The sequence below is a fragment of the Catellatospora coxensis genome (genome assembly GCF_016862635.1).
In the GTDB taxonomy this organism is placed as follows: domain Bacteria; phylum Actinomycetota; class Actinomycetes; order Mycobacteriales; family Micromonosporaceae; genus Catellatospora; species Catellatospora coxensis.
Genome location: NZ_BONI01000006.1, coordinates 34,184 through 49,515 on the forward strand (window position 1 = coordinate 34,184; position 15,332 = coordinate 49,515).

Here is a 15,332-nt window from a genome sequence, read left to right on the forward strand (position 1 = left end):
AATCTTCACGCCCTCGCGAGGGCCCGCTCAGGGGCGCTTGGCGGGCAGGGTGTCGGCGGGGTCGGGTGAGTTGGCAGGCTGCGCGTTGGCGGGGTTGGCGCGCTGGTTGCGGGCCCGCTTGCGGCGGGACTTGTTCGAGCCGTTGTGGAACCGCTCCACCGGCTCCTCGATGACCGGGTACTCGTCCTCCAGCACCTCGGGCACGGCTTGCGGCCAGCCCTCGGGCTCGTCGCCCTGCGCTGCGGCCTCGACGGGGTCGGCATCGGCGGCTGCGACGTCCGCCGCGGACTTGCCGCTCCCACCGCTCACCGGCTCCGCACCGCCGGCCCGACCGCCCTGCGGGGCCGAGCGCACGGCTTGAGGGTCCGCTGGCAGCGAGCCCGCACCCTGGCCGTTCGCCGATGGCAGGCCCGCGGCTCGACCGTTCGCCTTGGCCGGGCCCGCAGCGCGGGTGTCCGTCCGGGCGGGAGCCGGCTCGACGTCGCGTTCGGCTTCAAGATCCGGTGCGAACTCCAGGTCCGACCCGGCCTCGGGCACCTCCGGCTCGCCGCTGGGCTTGCGAGCGGTCTCGCCCGCCGGCACGCGCTTCTTCGCCGCGTGCTTCTCCGCCTCGTCCACCGGCAGGCGCTTCTTCGCGGAGGCGACCGCGAACAGCTCCCGCATCCCCACGGTCTCGCGCGGCTCGGGCTCGGGCTCCGGCTCGGCACTCGGGGCGGCCTCGGCCAGGGCCGCGGCGGCCAGCTCGTCCCTGTCGTGCTTGCGGCGGTGGGCCAGCGCCAGCTCGTAGTCGCGCTTGGCCTGGTACGCGTCGTCCTCGGTCTTCTGCCGGACCTCGCGGGCCTCCTCGTAGGCCTTGCGCAGCACTTCGAACGCGGTCCGGCGCAGCGTCTCGGCCTCCCGTTCGGCCATCCGCAGGATCGCCTGCACCCGGGGGCCGACGCCGGCCAGCGGGCGGGCCTCGGCGAGTTCGGAGGTCAGTTTGGAGATCTCGATCCGGGCGGCGCCGAGCTGGTTCTCCGCGATGGACAGCCGCTGGATCTCGGCGGCGAGCCGGCGCATGCGTCTCGCGGTGTCCTCGACGTAGGCGTCCACCTCGTCCATGGAGTATCCCCACAGCGCGGTCGTGAACAAGTCCTCACTGCGCACCTGGTCAGCGGCGGTACGAGCCATGCCGTAAGCCTAGGCAACGACCCCCGCTCCACCGTGCCGAATCCAGCGATTCGCGCATTCCGGTCAGGACTGAATCCGCCAGCCGGCCGCCCCGCTGAAGATCACCCGACTTGCCAGGCACCTGCGCGAAAGCGAGCCCGAGATACCCACGTGTGCCAGGCAAGTTGGACGATCTTGGCGGCGGCAGCGGCCGCTGGTCACAGGGCGCGCGCCGCGTGTCAGGCGGCGGCGCGCCAGTGGTCGCGCAGGGCGTCCACGGCGGTGGTGAACTCCGCCCGGTCCAGGGCCGCACCGCGAAACACGCCGGTGGTCACGGGCTCGTCGAAGAACCTGGCGGGCAGGGTCCCGGCGGGCACGCCGAGCCGGTCGTTGATCTCCTGCTGGGCGCGCAGGCGGTCCCGCCCCAGCGCGAACACCTGCTCCGGGGCGATCGGACGGCCCGAGGTGGCCCGGACCAGCTCGCACACCCGGTCCAGGGTGAGCGGCCGGGTCGGGGTGCCGGCGAACGGGCAGATCAGCAGCGCGTCCAGGCCGCTCCACAGGTCGGCCAGGCGCAGCGTGCGGGCGACGTCCAGGGTGGACGCGGGCGCGGGCACGGACAGCCCGATGCGTTCGGCCTCGTCGTAGCAGTGCGGCAGCCCGTGCACCGGATCGAAGTCGAGGTCGTGCTCGACGGCGTCGTAGCGCGGGCCGAACGGCGCGGCCGCGTACATCAGCCCCAGGCCGGGCTGCACGCGCGGGTCGAACGGCGGCAGCTCCACGTCCCGGCTGGTCATGGCCAGCTCGGGTGCGCCGATCCGGGCGGCGAGGCGGGCCGCGCCCTCCCCCAGCGGGTGCCCCGGCCGGGCGGCGCGCTCGACCAGCTCGACCAGCACCGCGGCCGCCCCGAACCCGGCTCCCGAAGGCAGCTCGGCGGCCGGCCACGGCGGCAGCACGCCACGTTCGGCGGCCTCGAACACGCAGGCCAGGGTTCCGCCCAGGGACACCGGGTCGAGGCCGAGCTGCTGGCAGCGGGCGTTGGCGGCGAGGATCGCGCCCAGGTCGCCGATGCCGAGGTTCGGGCCGAGCATCGCCACGGCCTCCTGGTGCAGGCCCGCGCCCGCGTACCCCTTCACGCAGTCGTTGGGGCAGCCGGGGCAGCCGCCGGACCAGGACAGGAACCCGGCATAGCGGTCGGGGTGCAGGTCCGGCCAGGACGCGGGAGCGGTGGCGGTGTCGGCGAAGTTGCGCACGGCGGCCGCGCCCGGTTCGGTCGACGTGCCCGGCCAGGCCCCGAAACCCGGGGCCGCGAGCTGCCAGCCGGCCAGCGGGTGGTCCGGCATCTCCCGGCGGTACGCCGTGAACAGCGCCTGCGCCGCGAGCACGTCGTGCGGCCACGGGGCGGCGCCGGACGGCACGCAGACCACGGCCTTGATGCGGCGGGCGCCGAGCACGGCCCCGAAGCCGAGCCGGGGCAGCGGGAACGCGCCGCAGGTGACCACATTGGCGTACCGCGCCCCGGCCTCACCCGCGGGCCCGATGACGGCGACGGCGGCGTCGCGCCCGTGCCGGGCCAGCAGCGCCTCGGTGGCCGGGCCGGTCTCCATGCCCCACAGCTCGCCCGCCGGGAGCACGGTGGCCCGTCCCGACTCGACGACGACGTACGACGGCTGGTCTGCCACCCCGGTCAGGCCGATGCCGGTGACCCCGGCTGCGCGCATACCCGCCGCGTATGGGCCTTCCGCACGGGTCTCGGCGACCGTGCCGGACAGCGGCGAGACGCCGACGGCGGCGACCCGGGCCGTGCCGACCGCGCCGAGCCCGGCGACGGTGCTGGTGACCAGCGCGACGGGCAGCCGCGGATCGGCCGGGTCGACCGGCCCGGCCAGGGCTTGGTGCAGCGTGGACAGTGCCTGCAGCGGCCCGCCCCAGCCGACCGCCGGCTCGGTGTACTGGCCGCCGCTGTCCAGGTCGAGGTGCAGGTACGTCACGCCGGCACCGGGGCGTCGGGGCGCAGCAGGCCCTCGGCGACCAGGTCGGCCCACAGCGACGCGGGCGGCGTGGGCAGGGCGAACCACTCGGCGCTGCGCTGCACGTGCTCGGGTTTGCCCGCGCCGACCACCACCGACGCGACGGCCGGGTGCGCGGCGGCGAACGCGAGCGCGGCCTGCGGCAGCGTCACGCCGTGGCGGCGGCAGGTGGTGGCGATGCCCTGGGCGCGGGCGAGGATGTCGGCGGGCGCGGCGCCGTACTCGTACGGCCGGGTCTCGTCGGGCCACTCCACGGCCAGCAGGCCGCTGTTGAACACGCCGACATTGAGCACGGAGATGCCGCGGGCGGCACAGGCGGGCAGGATGTCGTCGAGCGCGGGCTGCTCCAGCAGCGTGTACCGGCCGGCGACCATGAGCGCGTCCACATCGGTCTCGGTCGCGAACCGGGCCAGGGTCGCCGGGTCCTTGGAGCCGACGCCGATCGCGCCGACGACGCCCTCCTCGCGCAGCCCGTCCAGCACCGGGTACGCCTCCCGCAGCACCCGCTCGGGCTCCGGGCTCTCCTCCGGGTCGTGCATCAGCACCACGTCGATCCGGTCGAGCCCGAGCCTGGCCAGGCTCTCCTCGATGCTGCGGCGCACCCCGGCGGCGCTGTAGTCCCATACCCGCCGCCGGGTCGCGGGCACCGCGAAGCCGTTGGCCATGTCGTCGCCCGCGCCGTCCGGGTCGTCGACGAGGATGCGGCCGACCTTGGTGGAAACGACGTACTCGTCGCGCGGCCGGCCGGCCAGGTAGCCGCCCAGCCGCTGCTCGGACAGGCCGATCCCGTAGTGCGGGGCGGTGTCGAAGTAGCGGATGCCCGCCTGCCAGGCCGCCTCGACCGTGGCCGCGGCCTGCTCCGGCGAGACGGCCCGGTAGAGGTTGCCGATGGACGCCGCGCCGAAGCCCAGCGGGCTGACCGCGACGGCGGAGCCGCCGAGCGTTCTGGTCATGAGAGGTGCCTTTCCGGGGTTCAGTGGACGCAGACGATGTCGAGGCGGCGCGGCCCGTGCACGCCCTCGACCCGGTTGAGTTCGATGTCGCTGGTCGCGGACGGCCCGGAGATCATCGTCAGGGGACGTGTCGGATCGGGCAGCGCGGCGATCATGTCGGGCACGTCGGCGACGATCTGCGCGTCGTGTACCACGCAGACGTGGTGGTCCGGGACCAGCGTCAGCAGCCGCCGCCCCTGCCCCGCCCCGGCGTCGAGCACGAGGGTGCCGGTCTCCGCGATCGCCACCGCGCAAGCGGTCAGCACCGACACCCCGGCCTGGTCCAGCTCGGCCGCGGTCAGCAGGCCGGGCCCGACGGCGAGGCCGTCGCGGAGGACGGGCGCGGTCAGCGCCGCCGTCCAGGCTCCCGGCAGCCCGGGCGGCAGGACCACCTTGGACGCACCGGCCAGCAGCCGGCCGAGCAGCTCGGGCAGGTCCTCCTCGGTGCAGTGGTGCATCCCGGCGCGGTAGTCGCCGGCCCGCTCGGCGAACAGCTCGGCGAGGCTCATACCCGCTCCCCGACCGGCTCGCCGACGGCGCGGACAGGCCCCGCGACAGTCCTGTCATGCCTGCTCATGGGTGCGCCTCCACCAGTCTCGAAAGGACTCCGCCGCGGGTAGCGGCGCGTCGCGGTGTGCGGTCCAGGCCGACAGAGGCCACGGCGCGCGCCGCAGCGTGCCGCCCCGGCGGCGGGTGAGGGCCCGCAGCGGCGCGGCTCCGGTGCGGGCGGCCCGCAGCGCGGCGCGCCAGCGCCGACGGTCGCGCATCACCCAGCTCAGGGTCGACATCGCGACCCGCTCGGCGGCCGGCTTCGGCCCGGTCTGGCGCAGGTGCACCAGGATCTCCGGGATATTGATCTTCACGGGGCAGACGTCGTAGCAGGCCCCGCACAGCGTCGAGGCGTACGGCAGGGTCTTGTTGAACCCCGCGTCCTGGCCGGTGAGCTGCGGGGACAGGATCGCCCCGATCGGTCCGGGATAGACGGAGCCGTACGCGTGGCCGCCCGCGCGCTCGTACACCGGGCACACGTTGAGGCAGGCCGAGCAGCGGATGCAGCGCAGCGCCGCCCGCCCGAGCGGATCCTGCGCGACGTGCGTGCGGCCGTTGTCGAGCAGCACGATGTGCAGCCGCTGCGGCCCGTCGCCCGCCGTCACCCCGGTGAAGATCGAGGTGTACGGGTTCATCCGCTCCCCCGTCGACGAGCGCGGCAGCAGCCGCAGGAAGTCGCCGAGGTCGGCGAAGCGGGGCAGCAGCTTCTCGACGCCGACGACCGCGATCAGCGTCTCCGGCAGGGTCAGGCACATCCGCCCGTTGCCCTCCGACTCGACGATCACCAGCGACCCGGTCTCCGCGATCGCGAAGTTCGCCCCGCACACCGCGACCTTCGCCGCCAGGAACGTCCGCCGCAGATACTCCCGCGCCGCCCCCGCCAGCACCGCCGGCTCGTCCGACGTCTCGCTGAACCCCGGCATCCGCCGCGCGAACAGCTCCCGGATCTGCCTGCGGTTGTAGTGGATCGCCGGAACCAGGATGTGCGACGGCGTGTCATCGGCAAGCTGCACGATGAGTTCCGCGAGATCCGTCTCCACCGGCGTGATCCCGGCGGCCTCCAGGGCCTCGTTCAGCCCGATCTCCTGCGTCGCCATCGACTTGATCTTCACAACACTCTCGGCCCGCTGCGCTGTCGCCAGCTCTGTCACGATCGCATTGGCGTGCGCCGCGTCCGCCGCATGATGCACCGTCGCCCCGGCCGCCACAGCCGCCGCCTCAAACCGCGCAAGCAGCTCACCCAGGTCGTCCAGCACCTCGTCCTTGACCGCCGCAGCCCGCTCCCGCATCGCCTCCCAGTCCGCGACCTCGGCCACCACCCGCGCCCGCTTCTCCCGAATGGTCCGCGTCGCCCGCCCCAGATTCCCCCGCAACTGCGCATCGCCCAGCTCCCGCTCCGCCGCCACCGGAAACGGCGTCACCGCCACGATCGGCAACCCCCTACTCACCGCACCCCTCCCTCACCACGCCGCGCCGCGCCCGCGCCGCGCCGGCCAAGATCGCGACGATCTTGCGTGAACTGTTGGCCATCTGTCCGATTAGTGCGTGTCGCACCCACAGTCCGCGCAAGATCGCCGGGGCGGAGGGGTGGGTGGGGCGGGGGGTCATGAGAGGGGTCCGGGGGTGGCGAGGATTTCGGCGTAGTGGATTGGTTTGGGGGCGTGGGGGTGGCGGGTGAGGGCGCCGCCGATGTGGGAGAGGCAGGAGTTGTCGGCGGCGGCCAGGTATTCGGCGCCGGTGAGTGCTGCGTTGGTGCATTTGTCGGTGAGCATGGCGGCGGAGACGGCGGCGTTCTTGAGGGCGAAGGTGCCGCCGAAGCCGCAGCACTGGTCGGGTTCGGGGAGGTCGATCAGCTCCAGGCCGCGGACGGCGCGGAGCAGGGTGGTGGGGCGGTCGCCCAGGCGGAGGGATCTGAGGCCGTGGCAGGTGGGGTGGTAGGTGACGCGGTGGGGGAAGGTCGCGCCCACGTCGGTGACGTCGAGGACGTCTATGAGGAGTTCGGAGAGTTCGTAGACGGGGAGGGCGGTGTGGGCGCGCAGGTGTGCGACGCAGGAGCCGGAGGGGGAGACGATGACGTCGTGGCCGGCGAAGGCGGATTCGGTGAGGCGTTCGAGTTGGCGGGCGGGGGCGGCGTAGCCGGTGTTGGCGTGCATCTGGCCACAACACGACTGTGCGGCGGGGAAGGCGACCGTGTGGCCGAGCCGTTCCAGCACCGTCACCGTCGCTATCCCGGCCTGCGGGAACAGCGCGTCGTTGAGACACGTGACGAACAGTGCGATCCGCACGGACGGGGTCCTCCTCCCTAGACGGCATCTTGCTCTTGAGGCTAGATCCTATAGGATCCAGGATGTAGCCGGAAGGAGCCAAGCACATGCCGACCCACCACCGCCCACCCCGGGGCGCGGCGCGATGAAGGTCATTGATCTGCGCGTACGCGACATCCGCTTCCCCACCTCCCGCCACCTCGACGGCTCCGACGCGATGAACCCGGACCCCGACTACTCGGCCGCCTACGTCGAACTGATCACCGACGGCGACACCGACGGGCACGGCTTCACCTTCACCATCGGGCGAGGCAACGACGTCTGCGCCGCGGCGATCGAAGCGCTTCGACCGTACGTGGTCGGCCAGGACCTGGACACCCTGGACCTCGGCGAGTTCGGCCGCCGGCTCACCCACGACTCCCAGCTGCGCTGGCTCGGCCCGGAGAAGGGTGTCATGCACCTGGCCGCCGGCGCGGTCCTCAACGCCGCCTGGGACCTGGCCGCGCGCCGCGCGGGGCTGCCGCTGTGGCGCTACCTGACCAGCCTGTCCCCCGACACCATCGTGGACTGCGTGGACTGGCGCTACCTCACCGACGCGCTGACCCCCGACGCCGCCCGCGACCTGCTCGTCGAGCGCGCGCCCGGCCGCGCGGCCCGGACCGGGGAGCTCATCTCCGGCGGCTTCCCGGCGTACACCACCTCGGCGGGCTGGCTCGGCTACGACGACGCCAAGGTGACCCGGCGCGCGCTGCGCGCGGTAGCCGACGGATTCGCCATGGTGAAGCTGAAGGTCGGCGCGGACCTCAACGACGACCTGCGCCGGTTCACCGCCGCCCGCGAGGCGCTCGGACCGGACTTCCCGATCGGCATCGACGCCAACCAGCGGTGGGGCGTCGGCGAGGCGATCGGCTGGGTGAGCGCCCTGGGCCACCTGAACCCGTACTGGATCGAGGAGCCCACCAGCCCCGACGAGATCCTCGGCCACGCCGCGATCCGCGCCGGACTGTCCCAGGCCGGGCCCGGCGGCACCCCGATCCGGGTGGCCACCGGCGAGCACGTGCACAACCGCGTCATGTTCAAGCAGCTGCTGCAGGCCGACGCGATCGACGTGGTGCAGATCGACTCCGCCCGGGTCGGCGGCGTCAACGAGAACCTGGCGATCCTGCTGCTCGCCGCGGCGTACGGCAAGCCGGTCTGCCCACACGCGGGCGGGGTCGGCCTGTGCGAGCTGGTCCAGCACCTGTCGTTCTTCGACTACACCTCGGTGGCCGCCTCCCTGGACGGCCGGATGATCGAGTACGTGGACCACCTGCACGAGCACTTCGCCGACCCGGTCCGCATCGTGAACGGCCGGTACGCCGCCCCCGAGGCGCCCGGTTTCTCGGCCAGGATGCATGAGGAGTCCCTGCTCCGCTACAGCTTCCCCGACGGTCCGGAGTGGAAAATTGACTGAGTTCGCAGGCCTGGTGGCCGCGGTCACGGGTGGCGCGTCCGGCATCGGCGCGGCCGTGGCCGACCTGCTCGCCGAGCGTGGCGCGGCGGTGGCCGTGCTCGACCGCGCCCCCGCCGAGGGCGGCCGGCACCTGGCCGTCACGGCCGACGTCACCGCGCCGCTGGACGAGGCGATGGCCCGGGTCGCGAGCGGGCTGGGCAGCCTCGACATCCTGGTCAACTGCGCCGGGATCAGCGCCGTCGGCACGGTCGAGGACGCCGCCGACGACGAATGGCAACGTTGCCTCGACGTCAACGTCGTCGGGATCGCCCGCGCCAGCCGCGCCGCGCTGCCGTACCTGCGCGGCTCGAAGAGCGGCGTGATCGTGAACATCTCCTCGATCGCCGCCACGGCCGGCCTGGTCAACCGGGCCGTGTACTCGGCGACCAAGGGCGCGGTGCACGCGCTGACCCTGGCCATGGCCGCCGACCTGGTCGGCGAGGGCATCCGGGTGGTCAGCGTCGCCCCCGGCACGGTCGACACGCCCTGGGTGGCCCGGCTGCTGGCCGGAGCCGACGACCCGGCCGAGGAGAAGCGCAAGCTCGCCGCCCGCCAGCCCACGGGCCGCCTGGTCACCGCCGACCAGGTCGCCGAGGCCGTCGTCTACCTGGCCTCGCCGCGCTCCGGCGCGACCACCGGCACCTCGCTCGCCGTCGACGGCGGCATGAGCGGCCTGCGCCTGGTCCGCTGACCGGGGCCGCAAAGACCGGCGGCGCGGTCCCACACAGGGGGACCGCGCCGCTTTCGTTCAGCCGTGCGTCAGGACGTGCCCAGGCGCTGCAGGACGACGTCGGTCGGCGTCTGGACCAGGTAAGCCTGGAACAGCTCGTCGTACTGCTGCCCGCCGGGCACACCCTCGAACGCGTAGATGATGCCGTTCTGGGGCAGCGTGCCGCCCGATGCGCCGGGCAGGCCGACGACCAGGTCGAACTGGGCGTTGTTGTGCCAGCGGTCGATCACGGCCAGCCACAGGCCGAACTCGCCGTCGGGCTGCGAGCCCATGTTGATCGAGGACAGACTGATCTGCGTGGCGCCCACCCCGAGGGTGGCCAGACCCGGCACGATCGCGATGACACCGGCGTCGGGCTGCGCAGCGATGTCCTCGCCCGGTGCGCCGATCGCGAGGTCGACCGGTGCGGTGCCGGTGAGCTCACCGGCCGCGACGTACGCCCCGAAGCGGTCGCCCGCGGTCGGGGTGCCCGGGATGCCGGCCGTGCTGCCCTGGCCGAGCAACTGCTTGCCCGTCGCCTGGACGCCGCCGGCCCTGCCCTCCAGCACGACGACCGCGCCGGCCCCGGACTTGCCCTTCACGTCGCTGTCCGGCGTTCCCGCGACGATGTCGCCGAAGCCGTCGCCGGTGACGTCGGCGACCAGCAGCCGGGTGCCGAAGCCGTGCACGGTCACGTTCGCCGTGGACACCTCCGCGCCGGTGAGGACGTCGACGTCGGTCGTGGTGATCCCGGTGTCCGCACCCTGCAGCAGCATGACGTTGCCGCCGCCGGCCGCGGAGCCGACCACGAGGTCGCCGTTGCCGTCATCGGTGACGTCGCCGATCGCCAGCGCCCGGCCGAAGTTCTCGCCCGGACCGGCGGGCGTGCCCGGCACTGTGGACAGGCTGGTGTGGAAGCGCTGCGCGCCGGTGGCGGTCAGGCCGGTGGCGGAGCCGTAGAGCACGGTCACCGCACCCTCGCCCGCGTACGTGCTCACCTGCTCGCCCGGTGCGCCGACCGCGAGATCGGCGTACCCGTCGTCGTTGATGTCGCCGAGCGCGAGCGCCGAGCCGAAGCCGTCGCCCGCGTTGCGCTGGCCCGGGACACCGGCGGTGTCCTGGTCCCAGTACTCCGCGGCGGAGATGTAGAGGCCGGACGGGTGGCCTGGCACGACCCAGACGCCGCCGGCGCCCGCGGTCTGCCCTGCCAGGCCGAGCACCAGGTCGTCGAAGCCGTCGTGGTCGATGTCGCCCGCCGCCATGGAGACGATGGAGTCGAGCCCGGCCGCCGCGCCGTAGAAGACGCAGCGCTTCCCGGTGAGCTGGACGACCACCACCCGGTTGCCCGTGGTCTGGTTGACCCCGAAGGTGACGATGTCCTCGGAGTAGTCGCCGTCGAAGTCGGACTTCGTGTGCCCGTGCCCGCCCGTGCCGAAGACGTGCGACGGTCCGTCGCAGGCCATCCGCAGCTCTCGGGTCAGGTCGCTGGAATAGATCGAGGCGTAACCGATGGCCGCAGCCGCCGGTGACACCGTGCCGAGCTGCGCCGCGACCAGCGCCGCGACGGTGGCCGCTGCGCCCGCCGCGATTCTGAACTGTCTCATGTGTCCCCCGACTCTGTGTGAACGACCGATCGCCAGAGGTTACGCAAGGCGGGCAAGGCCCGCTGTCCCCGAAACTGTCGTGCTGTACACACAGGACGGGGGCGGTGCGGGACGCCGCCGCCCGCACCGCCCCCGGGTCATCGCCCCGTCAGGCCTGGCCCATGGTGACGCGCTGGCGGCCCAGGCCGTCGATCTCGACCTCGACCACGTCGCCCGCGGCCAGGTACGGGAACCGGCCGGACAGCCCCACGCCCTCCGGCGTGCCGGTGTTCAGCACGTCGCCCGGTTCCAGCACGGTGTACTGCGACAGGTGCCAGATCAGGTACGCCACGTCGAAGATCATGTCCTTGGTGTCGGAGTCCTGCCGGACCTCGCCGTTGACCCAGGAGCGCAGCCCGAGGCCCTGCACGTCGGCGATCTCGTCCGGGGTGACCAGCCACGGACCGAGCGGCTGGAACGTCTCGCAGGACTTGCCCTTGGACCACTGCCCGCCGGACTGGCGCAGCTGGAAGTCCCGCTCGGACACGTCGTTGGACAGCAGGTAGCCGGCGACGTGGTCGAGGGCCTGCGCCGGGGACTCCAGGTAGCGGGCCCGCCGCCCGATCACCACGGCCAGCTCCACCTCCCAGTCCGTGGCGGCCGAGCCGCGCGGGATCAGCACCTCGTCGTACGGGCCGACCACGGTGTTCGGGGCCTTGTAGAAGACGATCGGGGTGGTCGGCGGCTCCGCGCCGGACTCGGCGGCGTGTGCCGCGTAGTTCTGCCCGACGCAGAGCACGACGCCCGGCCGGGCCACCGGCGCGCCCACCCGCAGGCCGGTGACGTCGATCTCGGGCAGGTCCGACGCGGCCGCCCGGGCCCGGTCGACGCCGCCCCCGGCCAGGAACGCGCCGTCGATGTCGGGCGTGATCCCGGTCAGGTCGTAGTGGCGGCCGCCGGACAGCAGCACCGGTTTCTCCGCGCCCGGGGCGCCGACCCGCATGAACTTCATTGATTGATCTCCAGACCGTAGGTGCGAATCGCGGTGCCGCCCGCCACGGCGGCCCGCTCCGAGGGCGACAGCCCCGACAGGCAGGAACCGACCGCGGCCAGCGCGTCGGCGTACGAGGCGACCAGTTCGCAGACCGGCCAGTCCGAGCCGATCAGCAGCCGGTCGGGGCCGAACAGCTCCAGCGCGGTCTCCACGAACGGCGCGATCGCCTCGACCGTCCAGCCCGGACCGGCCTCGGTGAGCAGCCCTGACAGTTTCGCCGCCGCGTTGTCGCATGCCGCGAGCGGCTCGACGGCGTCCCGCCATTCGCGCAGCCCGTCCGGCGTGATGCGCGGTTTGCCCAGGTGGTCGAGCACGAACATGGTGTTCGGCACGGCGGCGACGGCGGCCGCGCAGGCGGGCAGCTGGTCGGCTCGCACGACGAGGTCGAAGGTGAGCCCGGCGGAGCCGATCGCGCGCAGCGCGCCGCGTACGTCCGGGCGGGCCAGGTGGTTCGGGTCGGTCACGCCCTGGACCTGGTCGCGCAGTCCGACGAGCAGGTCGCCGCCGGCGCCGTCGAGCAGCGCGGCGATGGTGCCGGGCAGGTCCGGATCGGTCAGCGAGGCCCAGCCGACCACGCCGGCGATCTCCGGGGCGTCCGCGGCCAGCGCCAGGAAGTCCACGGTCTCGTCGAGCCGGCATCGCCCGGCCTCCACCAGCACGGTGGCGTCGACCTTGCCGGTGGGCAGCTCGCGGCGCAGGTCCTCGACGGTGAAGTCGCGGCGCAGCGGCTCCAGGCCGGGTTCGGCCAGCCAGGCGTAGTCGGCGGTCCACAGGTGGTGGTGCGCGTCGATCCGCACGTGTCTGCCCCCTGTCACGTCCATGAGAATCATAGATCCTATATCATTGCCGTATCGGTAAGGTGTACTCGCTCACGACGGTGACAGTCAAGGGGTGTTCCGATGGCCACTACGCCCATCTCCGGCCGGATCCGGCCCGCGCAGCGGCTCACGCTGACCGACGACGTCTACGAGTCGCTCAAGACCCTCATCATGGAGCATGCCATCGCTCCCGGCGAGCGGGTGAGCATCGACGGGCTAGCCCGTACCCTCGAAGTCTCCCCCACCCCGGTGCGCGAGGCGCTCGCCCGCCTGGAGTCCGACGGGCTGGTGCGCAAGCGGGCCATGTCCGGCTACACCACCACGCCGCTGCTCACCCGCACCGAGTTCGACGAGCTGTTCGAGATGCGGCTGCTGCTGGAGCCCGCCGCCGCCCGCCGCGCCGCCACGTACGCCGACGCCGAGCAGCGCCGCCGGGTCCGCGAGGAGGCCGCCGCGACCGTCGCCGTCGTGGAACCGGGTGACGGCTACCGCCGGCACGCCGCCTTCACCGCGCTCGACGCCCGCTTCCACGATCTCGTCGCCGAGGTGTCCGGCAGCGGCCTGCTGCGCGAGTCCATCATCCGGCTGCACTCCCACCTGCACCTGCACCGGATCTACTTCCCGTCGGCGGGCACCGGCGACACCGTCGGCGAGCACAAGCGCATCGCCTCCGCCATCGCCAAGGGCGACGCCGACGCCGCCGCCGACGCCATGCACCAGCACCTCACCTCAGCCCGCGACCGCCACCTCCCCGCCTTCCCGACCTGACCTCTTTGTCGCAACTCCTAAAGAGTCGCGGCATCGGCCCACGTCGGAGCCCGCGACTTGTCAAGAATTGCGCCAGGTCGGGGGCCAGGGGGTGACGAGGTGGAGGCTGTCGAGGCGGGTGAGGCCTTCGTCGGCGAGCAGGGCGGCGAGGTCGATGGCGAAGTCGCCGTTGGCCAGCAGGTCCGGGCGGTCCAGCCCGTCGATCGCGGCGGCGACGATCCGGTCGGGCAGGAACTCGCGCAGGCGGTGCCGCATGTCCCCCGGCCAGTCCATGACCGCGCTGTACACGTGGTCGGGGCTGCGCCCCCAGTCCTCGGCGACGTCGGCCTCGTCCACGCCGAAGATCACCACGTGGTCGCGGTCCACCGGGCTGCCGAGCAGCGGCACGCCGCCGGTGTGGCAGTCCACGGCCGGCAGCACGATCCGGTCCGGGTCGATCGGCTCGTACCAGAGCAGCAACGGTTTCGCCCGGAGCGCGTCGCGGTTGTCGAAGCAGCACAGCGCGATGGTGTGGCGCGGGAAGGTCAGCGCGTAGAACTCGAACAGTTCCGGGCTCACCGGCGGCCGCCGGTGCGGCGGGACGCGCTCCAGCGCCGCGTACCCGGCCATCGGGTCGTCGGCCAGCACCACCGTGTACACATCGTGGTCGAAGACGTGCGCCCGCGGGACCGGGGCGTCCATCCAATCCATGCCGTCGGCGGCCGCCGCGCCGCCCCCGACCGCCTCGAGCATCAGGTCCAGCACGTCGCGGTGGCGTCCGACGTCGATGAAGCTGTCCGGGGTGAGATGGCGGCCGGGCAGGTGCAGCAGCATCGCGTTCGGGCCGGACGCCAGGTTCACCGCGGTGTTCTGGTAGCCGAACACCTCGATCCGCCCGTGCACCGGGTGGTTGCAGCGGCCTGCGTAGACGGTCGTGCCGCGGAAGTCCGCATGGTCAGCCGAGACGCACATCGCGCGAGGATACGCCGTCCAGCGCGGGCCCACAGTCCGGCGGCGTGCGGTAGCGTGCGGCGACCACGTTGCGGACCAGGGGCAGGGCACATGTTGGGGCGTTTCCGGATCACCGCCGCGGCCCGTGCCGCCCACACCGCCGCCTATGCGGCGTTCGAGGCCGAGGACTGGCCGCTGGCCGGCCATCAGCTCGCCGCCGCCGCGGCGATGCTGCCCGCGGGCAGGGCGCAGCGGGCCGCCTGGTTCGACGCCGCGCTGGCGTACAAGTTTGCCCGGGACTGGGCGCGCGCCTACGAGCACGGCCGGACGGCCGCGTCGCTGGTCGAGCGCGGCAAGGAGGAGCCCGCGTTCTGGAACCTCGGCATCGCCGCGACCATGCTGCGCGAATGGGACACCGCCCGTGACGCCTGGGCCGGTTACGGGCTGCGGCTGCCGGCCGGCACCGGCGAGATCACCGAGGACCTCGGGCCGACCTGTGTACGCATCGAGACCGGCGGCGGCCAGGAGGTCGTCTGGGCGATCCGGATCTGCCCGACCCGGGCCCGGATCGTCAACGTGCCCTTCCGCCCGTCCCGCCGGTACGGCGAGGTGGTCCTGCACGACGGCGTGCCCAACGGCGAGCGGGTGTCCGGCGGCAGGACCGTCCCCGTCTTCGACGAGATCGCCCTGTTCACGCCCTCGGACCTGGCCACGCTGACCGTCGACGCGGACGCGCCCGAGCAGGCCGACGTGGAGGCGCTCGCCGACCTGTTCGCGCAGGAGAGGTACGGGATGGAGATGCCGTCCACCCGGCGCGACCTGTGCGCGTGCTGCAGCGAGTCGACCGTGCGGCAGGAGCGGGTCATCCCCGTCGGCCGCCAGCAGTTCCTGCTCGCCGCGCCGCTGGACCGTGCGCGGGAGCTGCTCGACCGGTGGCGGGCCGAGCGTCCGGGCGAGCGCTCCTGGGAGAACCTGCACCCGGCCACGTGACGGC

General features: G+C 73.4%; 14 protein-coding genes. 4 read left to right on the forward strand and 10 right to left on the reverse strand.

The annotated features are described in order from the left end of the window. Positions 1 to 27 precede the first annotated feature (27 nt). From Cco03nite_RS04805 to Cco03nite_RS04830, 6 genes are all read right to left on the reverse strand, one after another. The gene (locus Cco03nite_RS04805) at positions 28 to 1,170 is read right to left on the reverse strand and encodes a DivIVA domain-containing protein (RefSeq protein WP_203688842.1); all 1,143 of its coding nucleotides are present in this window, start codon (positions 1,168 to 1,170) and stop codon (positions 28 to 30) included. A gap of 218 nt (positions 1,171 to 1,388) precedes the next feature. Beyond that, positions 1,389 to 3,140 (reverse strand): aldehyde ferredoxin oxidoreductase C-terminal domain-containing protein, encoded by a 1,752-nt coding sequence (locus tag Cco03nite_RS04810; protein ID WP_203688843.1) that lies wholly within the window; start codon positions 3,138 to 3,140, stop codon positions 1,389 to 1,391. Next, entirely contained in the window at positions 3,137 to 4,132 is a 996-nt protein-coding gene (locus Cco03nite_RS04815) for an aldo/keto reductase (protein ID WP_203688844.1), read from the reverse strand. Before Cco03nite_RS04815 ends, Cco03nite_RS04810 begins: the two co-directional genes overlap by 4 nt. A 20-nt stretch (positions 4,133 to 4,152) precedes the next feature. After that, a complete protein-coding gene (locus tag Cco03nite_RS04820) occupies positions 4,153 to 4,680 on the reverse strand; it encodes a LutC/YkgG family protein (RefSeq protein ID WP_203688845.1) in 528 nt (175 codons plus the stop codon). Between the two features lie 54 nt (positions 4,681 to 4,734). Further along, positions 4,735 to 6,168: a lactate utilization protein B gene (locus Cco03nite_RS04825; RefSeq protein ID WP_203688846.1), complete on the reverse strand. Its 1,434-nt coding sequence runs from the start codon at positions 6,166 to 6,168 to the stop codon at positions 4,735 to 4,737. Positions 6,169 to 6,324: 156 nt separating this feature from the next. Then, entirely contained in the window at positions 6,325 to 7,005 is a 681-nt protein-coding gene (locus Cco03nite_RS04830; protein ID WP_203688847.1) for a (Fe-S)-binding protein, read from the reverse strand. A gap of 124 nt (positions 7,006 to 7,129) precedes the next feature. On the opposite strand from Cco03nite_RS04830, the gene Cco03nite_RS04835 reads away from it, so the two are divergent. Together Cco03nite_RS04835 and Cco03nite_RS04840 are read left to right on the forward strand one after the other, a co-directional pair. Beyond that, positions 7,130 to 8,437, forward strand: coding sequence for an enolase C-terminal domain-like protein (locus Cco03nite_RS04835; protein WP_203688848.1), 1,308 nt, complete (start codon positions 7,130 to 7,132; stop codon positions 8,435 to 8,437). Continuing rightward, positions 8,430 to 9,167 carry an SDR family NAD(P)-dependent oxidoreductase gene (locus Cco03nite_RS04840; RefSeq protein WP_239167122.1) on the forward strand — a complete coding sequence of 246 codons (738 nt, stop codon included), beginning with the start codon at positions 8,430 to 8,432 and terminating at the stop codon, positions 9,165 to 9,167. Before Cco03nite_RS04835 ends, Cco03nite_RS04840 begins: the two co-directional genes overlap by 8 nt. Positions 9,168 to 9,235: 68 nt before the next feature. Here the strand turns inward: Cco03nite_RS04840 and Cco03nite_RS04845 are convergent, their stop codons facing one another. From Cco03nite_RS04845 to Cco03nite_RS04855, 3 genes are all read right to left on the reverse strand, one after another. Next, positions 9,236 to 10,789, reverse strand: coding sequence for an FG-GAP repeat protein (locus Cco03nite_RS04845; RefSeq protein WP_203688850.1), 1,554 nt, complete (start codon positions 10,787 to 10,789; stop codon positions 9,236 to 9,238). 148 nt (positions 10,790 to 10,937) lie between these two features. Beyond that, positions 10,938 to 11,780, reverse strand: a complete 843-nt coding sequence (locus Cco03nite_RS04850; protein WP_203688851.1) for a fumarylacetoacetate hydrolase family protein — start codon at positions 11,778 to 11,780, stop codon at positions 10,938 to 10,940. Then, a complete protein-coding gene (locus Cco03nite_RS04855) occupies positions 11,777 to 12,643 on the reverse strand; it encodes an amidohydrolase family protein (protein ID WP_203688852.1) in 867 nt (288 codons plus the stop codon). Before Cco03nite_RS04855 ends, Cco03nite_RS04850 begins: the two co-directional genes overlap by 4 nt. A 78-nt stretch (positions 12,644 to 12,721) precedes the next feature. Between Cco03nite_RS04855 and Cco03nite_RS04860 the strand changes: the two genes are divergently transcribed. Further along, a complete protein-coding gene (locus Cco03nite_RS04860) occupies positions 12,722 to 13,408 on the forward strand; it encodes a GntR family transcriptional regulator (RefSeq protein ID WP_203688853.1) in 687 nt (228 codons plus the stop codon). A 60-nt stretch (positions 13,409 to 13,468) separates the two neighbouring features. Here Cco03nite_RS04860 and Cco03nite_RS04865 read toward each other — a convergent pair whose 3' ends face one another. Continuing rightward, complete coding sequence (locus tag Cco03nite_RS04865; RefSeq protein WP_203688854.1) at positions 13,469 to 14,359, reverse strand: hypothetical protein; 891 nt, start codon at positions 14,357 to 14,359, stop codon at positions 13,469 to 13,471. 90 nt (positions 14,360 to 14,449) lie between these two features. On the opposite strand from Cco03nite_RS04865, the gene Cco03nite_RS04870 reads away from it, so the two are divergent. Then, entirely contained in the window at positions 14,450 to 15,328 is an 879-nt protein-coding gene (locus Cco03nite_RS04870) for a hypothetical protein (RefSeq protein ID WP_203688855.1), read from the forward strand. Positions 15,329 to 15,332: the final 4 nt, after the last annotated feature.

Coding starts and splice junctions, on each gene's coding strand:
- Cco03nite_RS04805 (WP_203688842.1), bottom strand. CDS start 1,170: ATGGCTCGTACCGCCGCTGACCAGGTGCGCAGTGAGGACTTGTTCACG.
- Cco03nite_RS04815 (WP_203688844.1), bottom strand. CDS start 4,132: ATGACCAGAACGCTCGGCGGCTCCGCCGTCGCGGTCAGCCCGCTGGGC.
- Cco03nite_RS04820 (WP_203688845.1), bottom strand. CDS start 4,680: ATGAGCCTCGCCGAGCTGTTCGCCGAGCGGGCCGGCGACTACCGCGCC.
- Cco03nite_RS04835 (WP_203688848.1), top strand. CDS start 7,130: ATGAAGGTCATTGATCTGCGCGTACGCGACATCCGCTTCCCCACCTCC.
- Cco03nite_RS04845 (WP_203688850.1), bottom strand. CDS start 10,789: ATGAGACAGTTCAGAATCGCGGCGGGCGCAGCGGCCACCGTCGCGGCG.
- Cco03nite_RS04850 (WP_203688851.1), bottom strand. CDS start 11,780: ATGAAGTTCATGCGGGTCGGCGCCCCGGGCGCGGAGAAACCGGTGCTG.
- Cco03nite_RS04855 (WP_203688852.1), bottom strand. CDS start 12,643: ATGGACGTGACAGGGGGCAGACACGTGCGGATCGACGCGCACCACCAC.
- Cco03nite_RS04860 (WP_203688853.1), top strand. CDS start 12,722: ATGGCCACTACGCCCATCTCCGGCCGGATCCGGCCCGCGCAGCGGCTC.
- Cco03nite_RS04865 (WP_203688854.1), bottom strand. CDS start 14,359: ATGTGCGTCTCGGCTGACCATGCGGACTTCCGCGGCACGACCGTCTAC.
- Cco03nite_RS04870 (WP_203688855.1), top strand. CDS start 14,450: ATGTTGGGGCGTTTCCGGATCACCGCCGCGGCCCGTGCCGCCCACACC.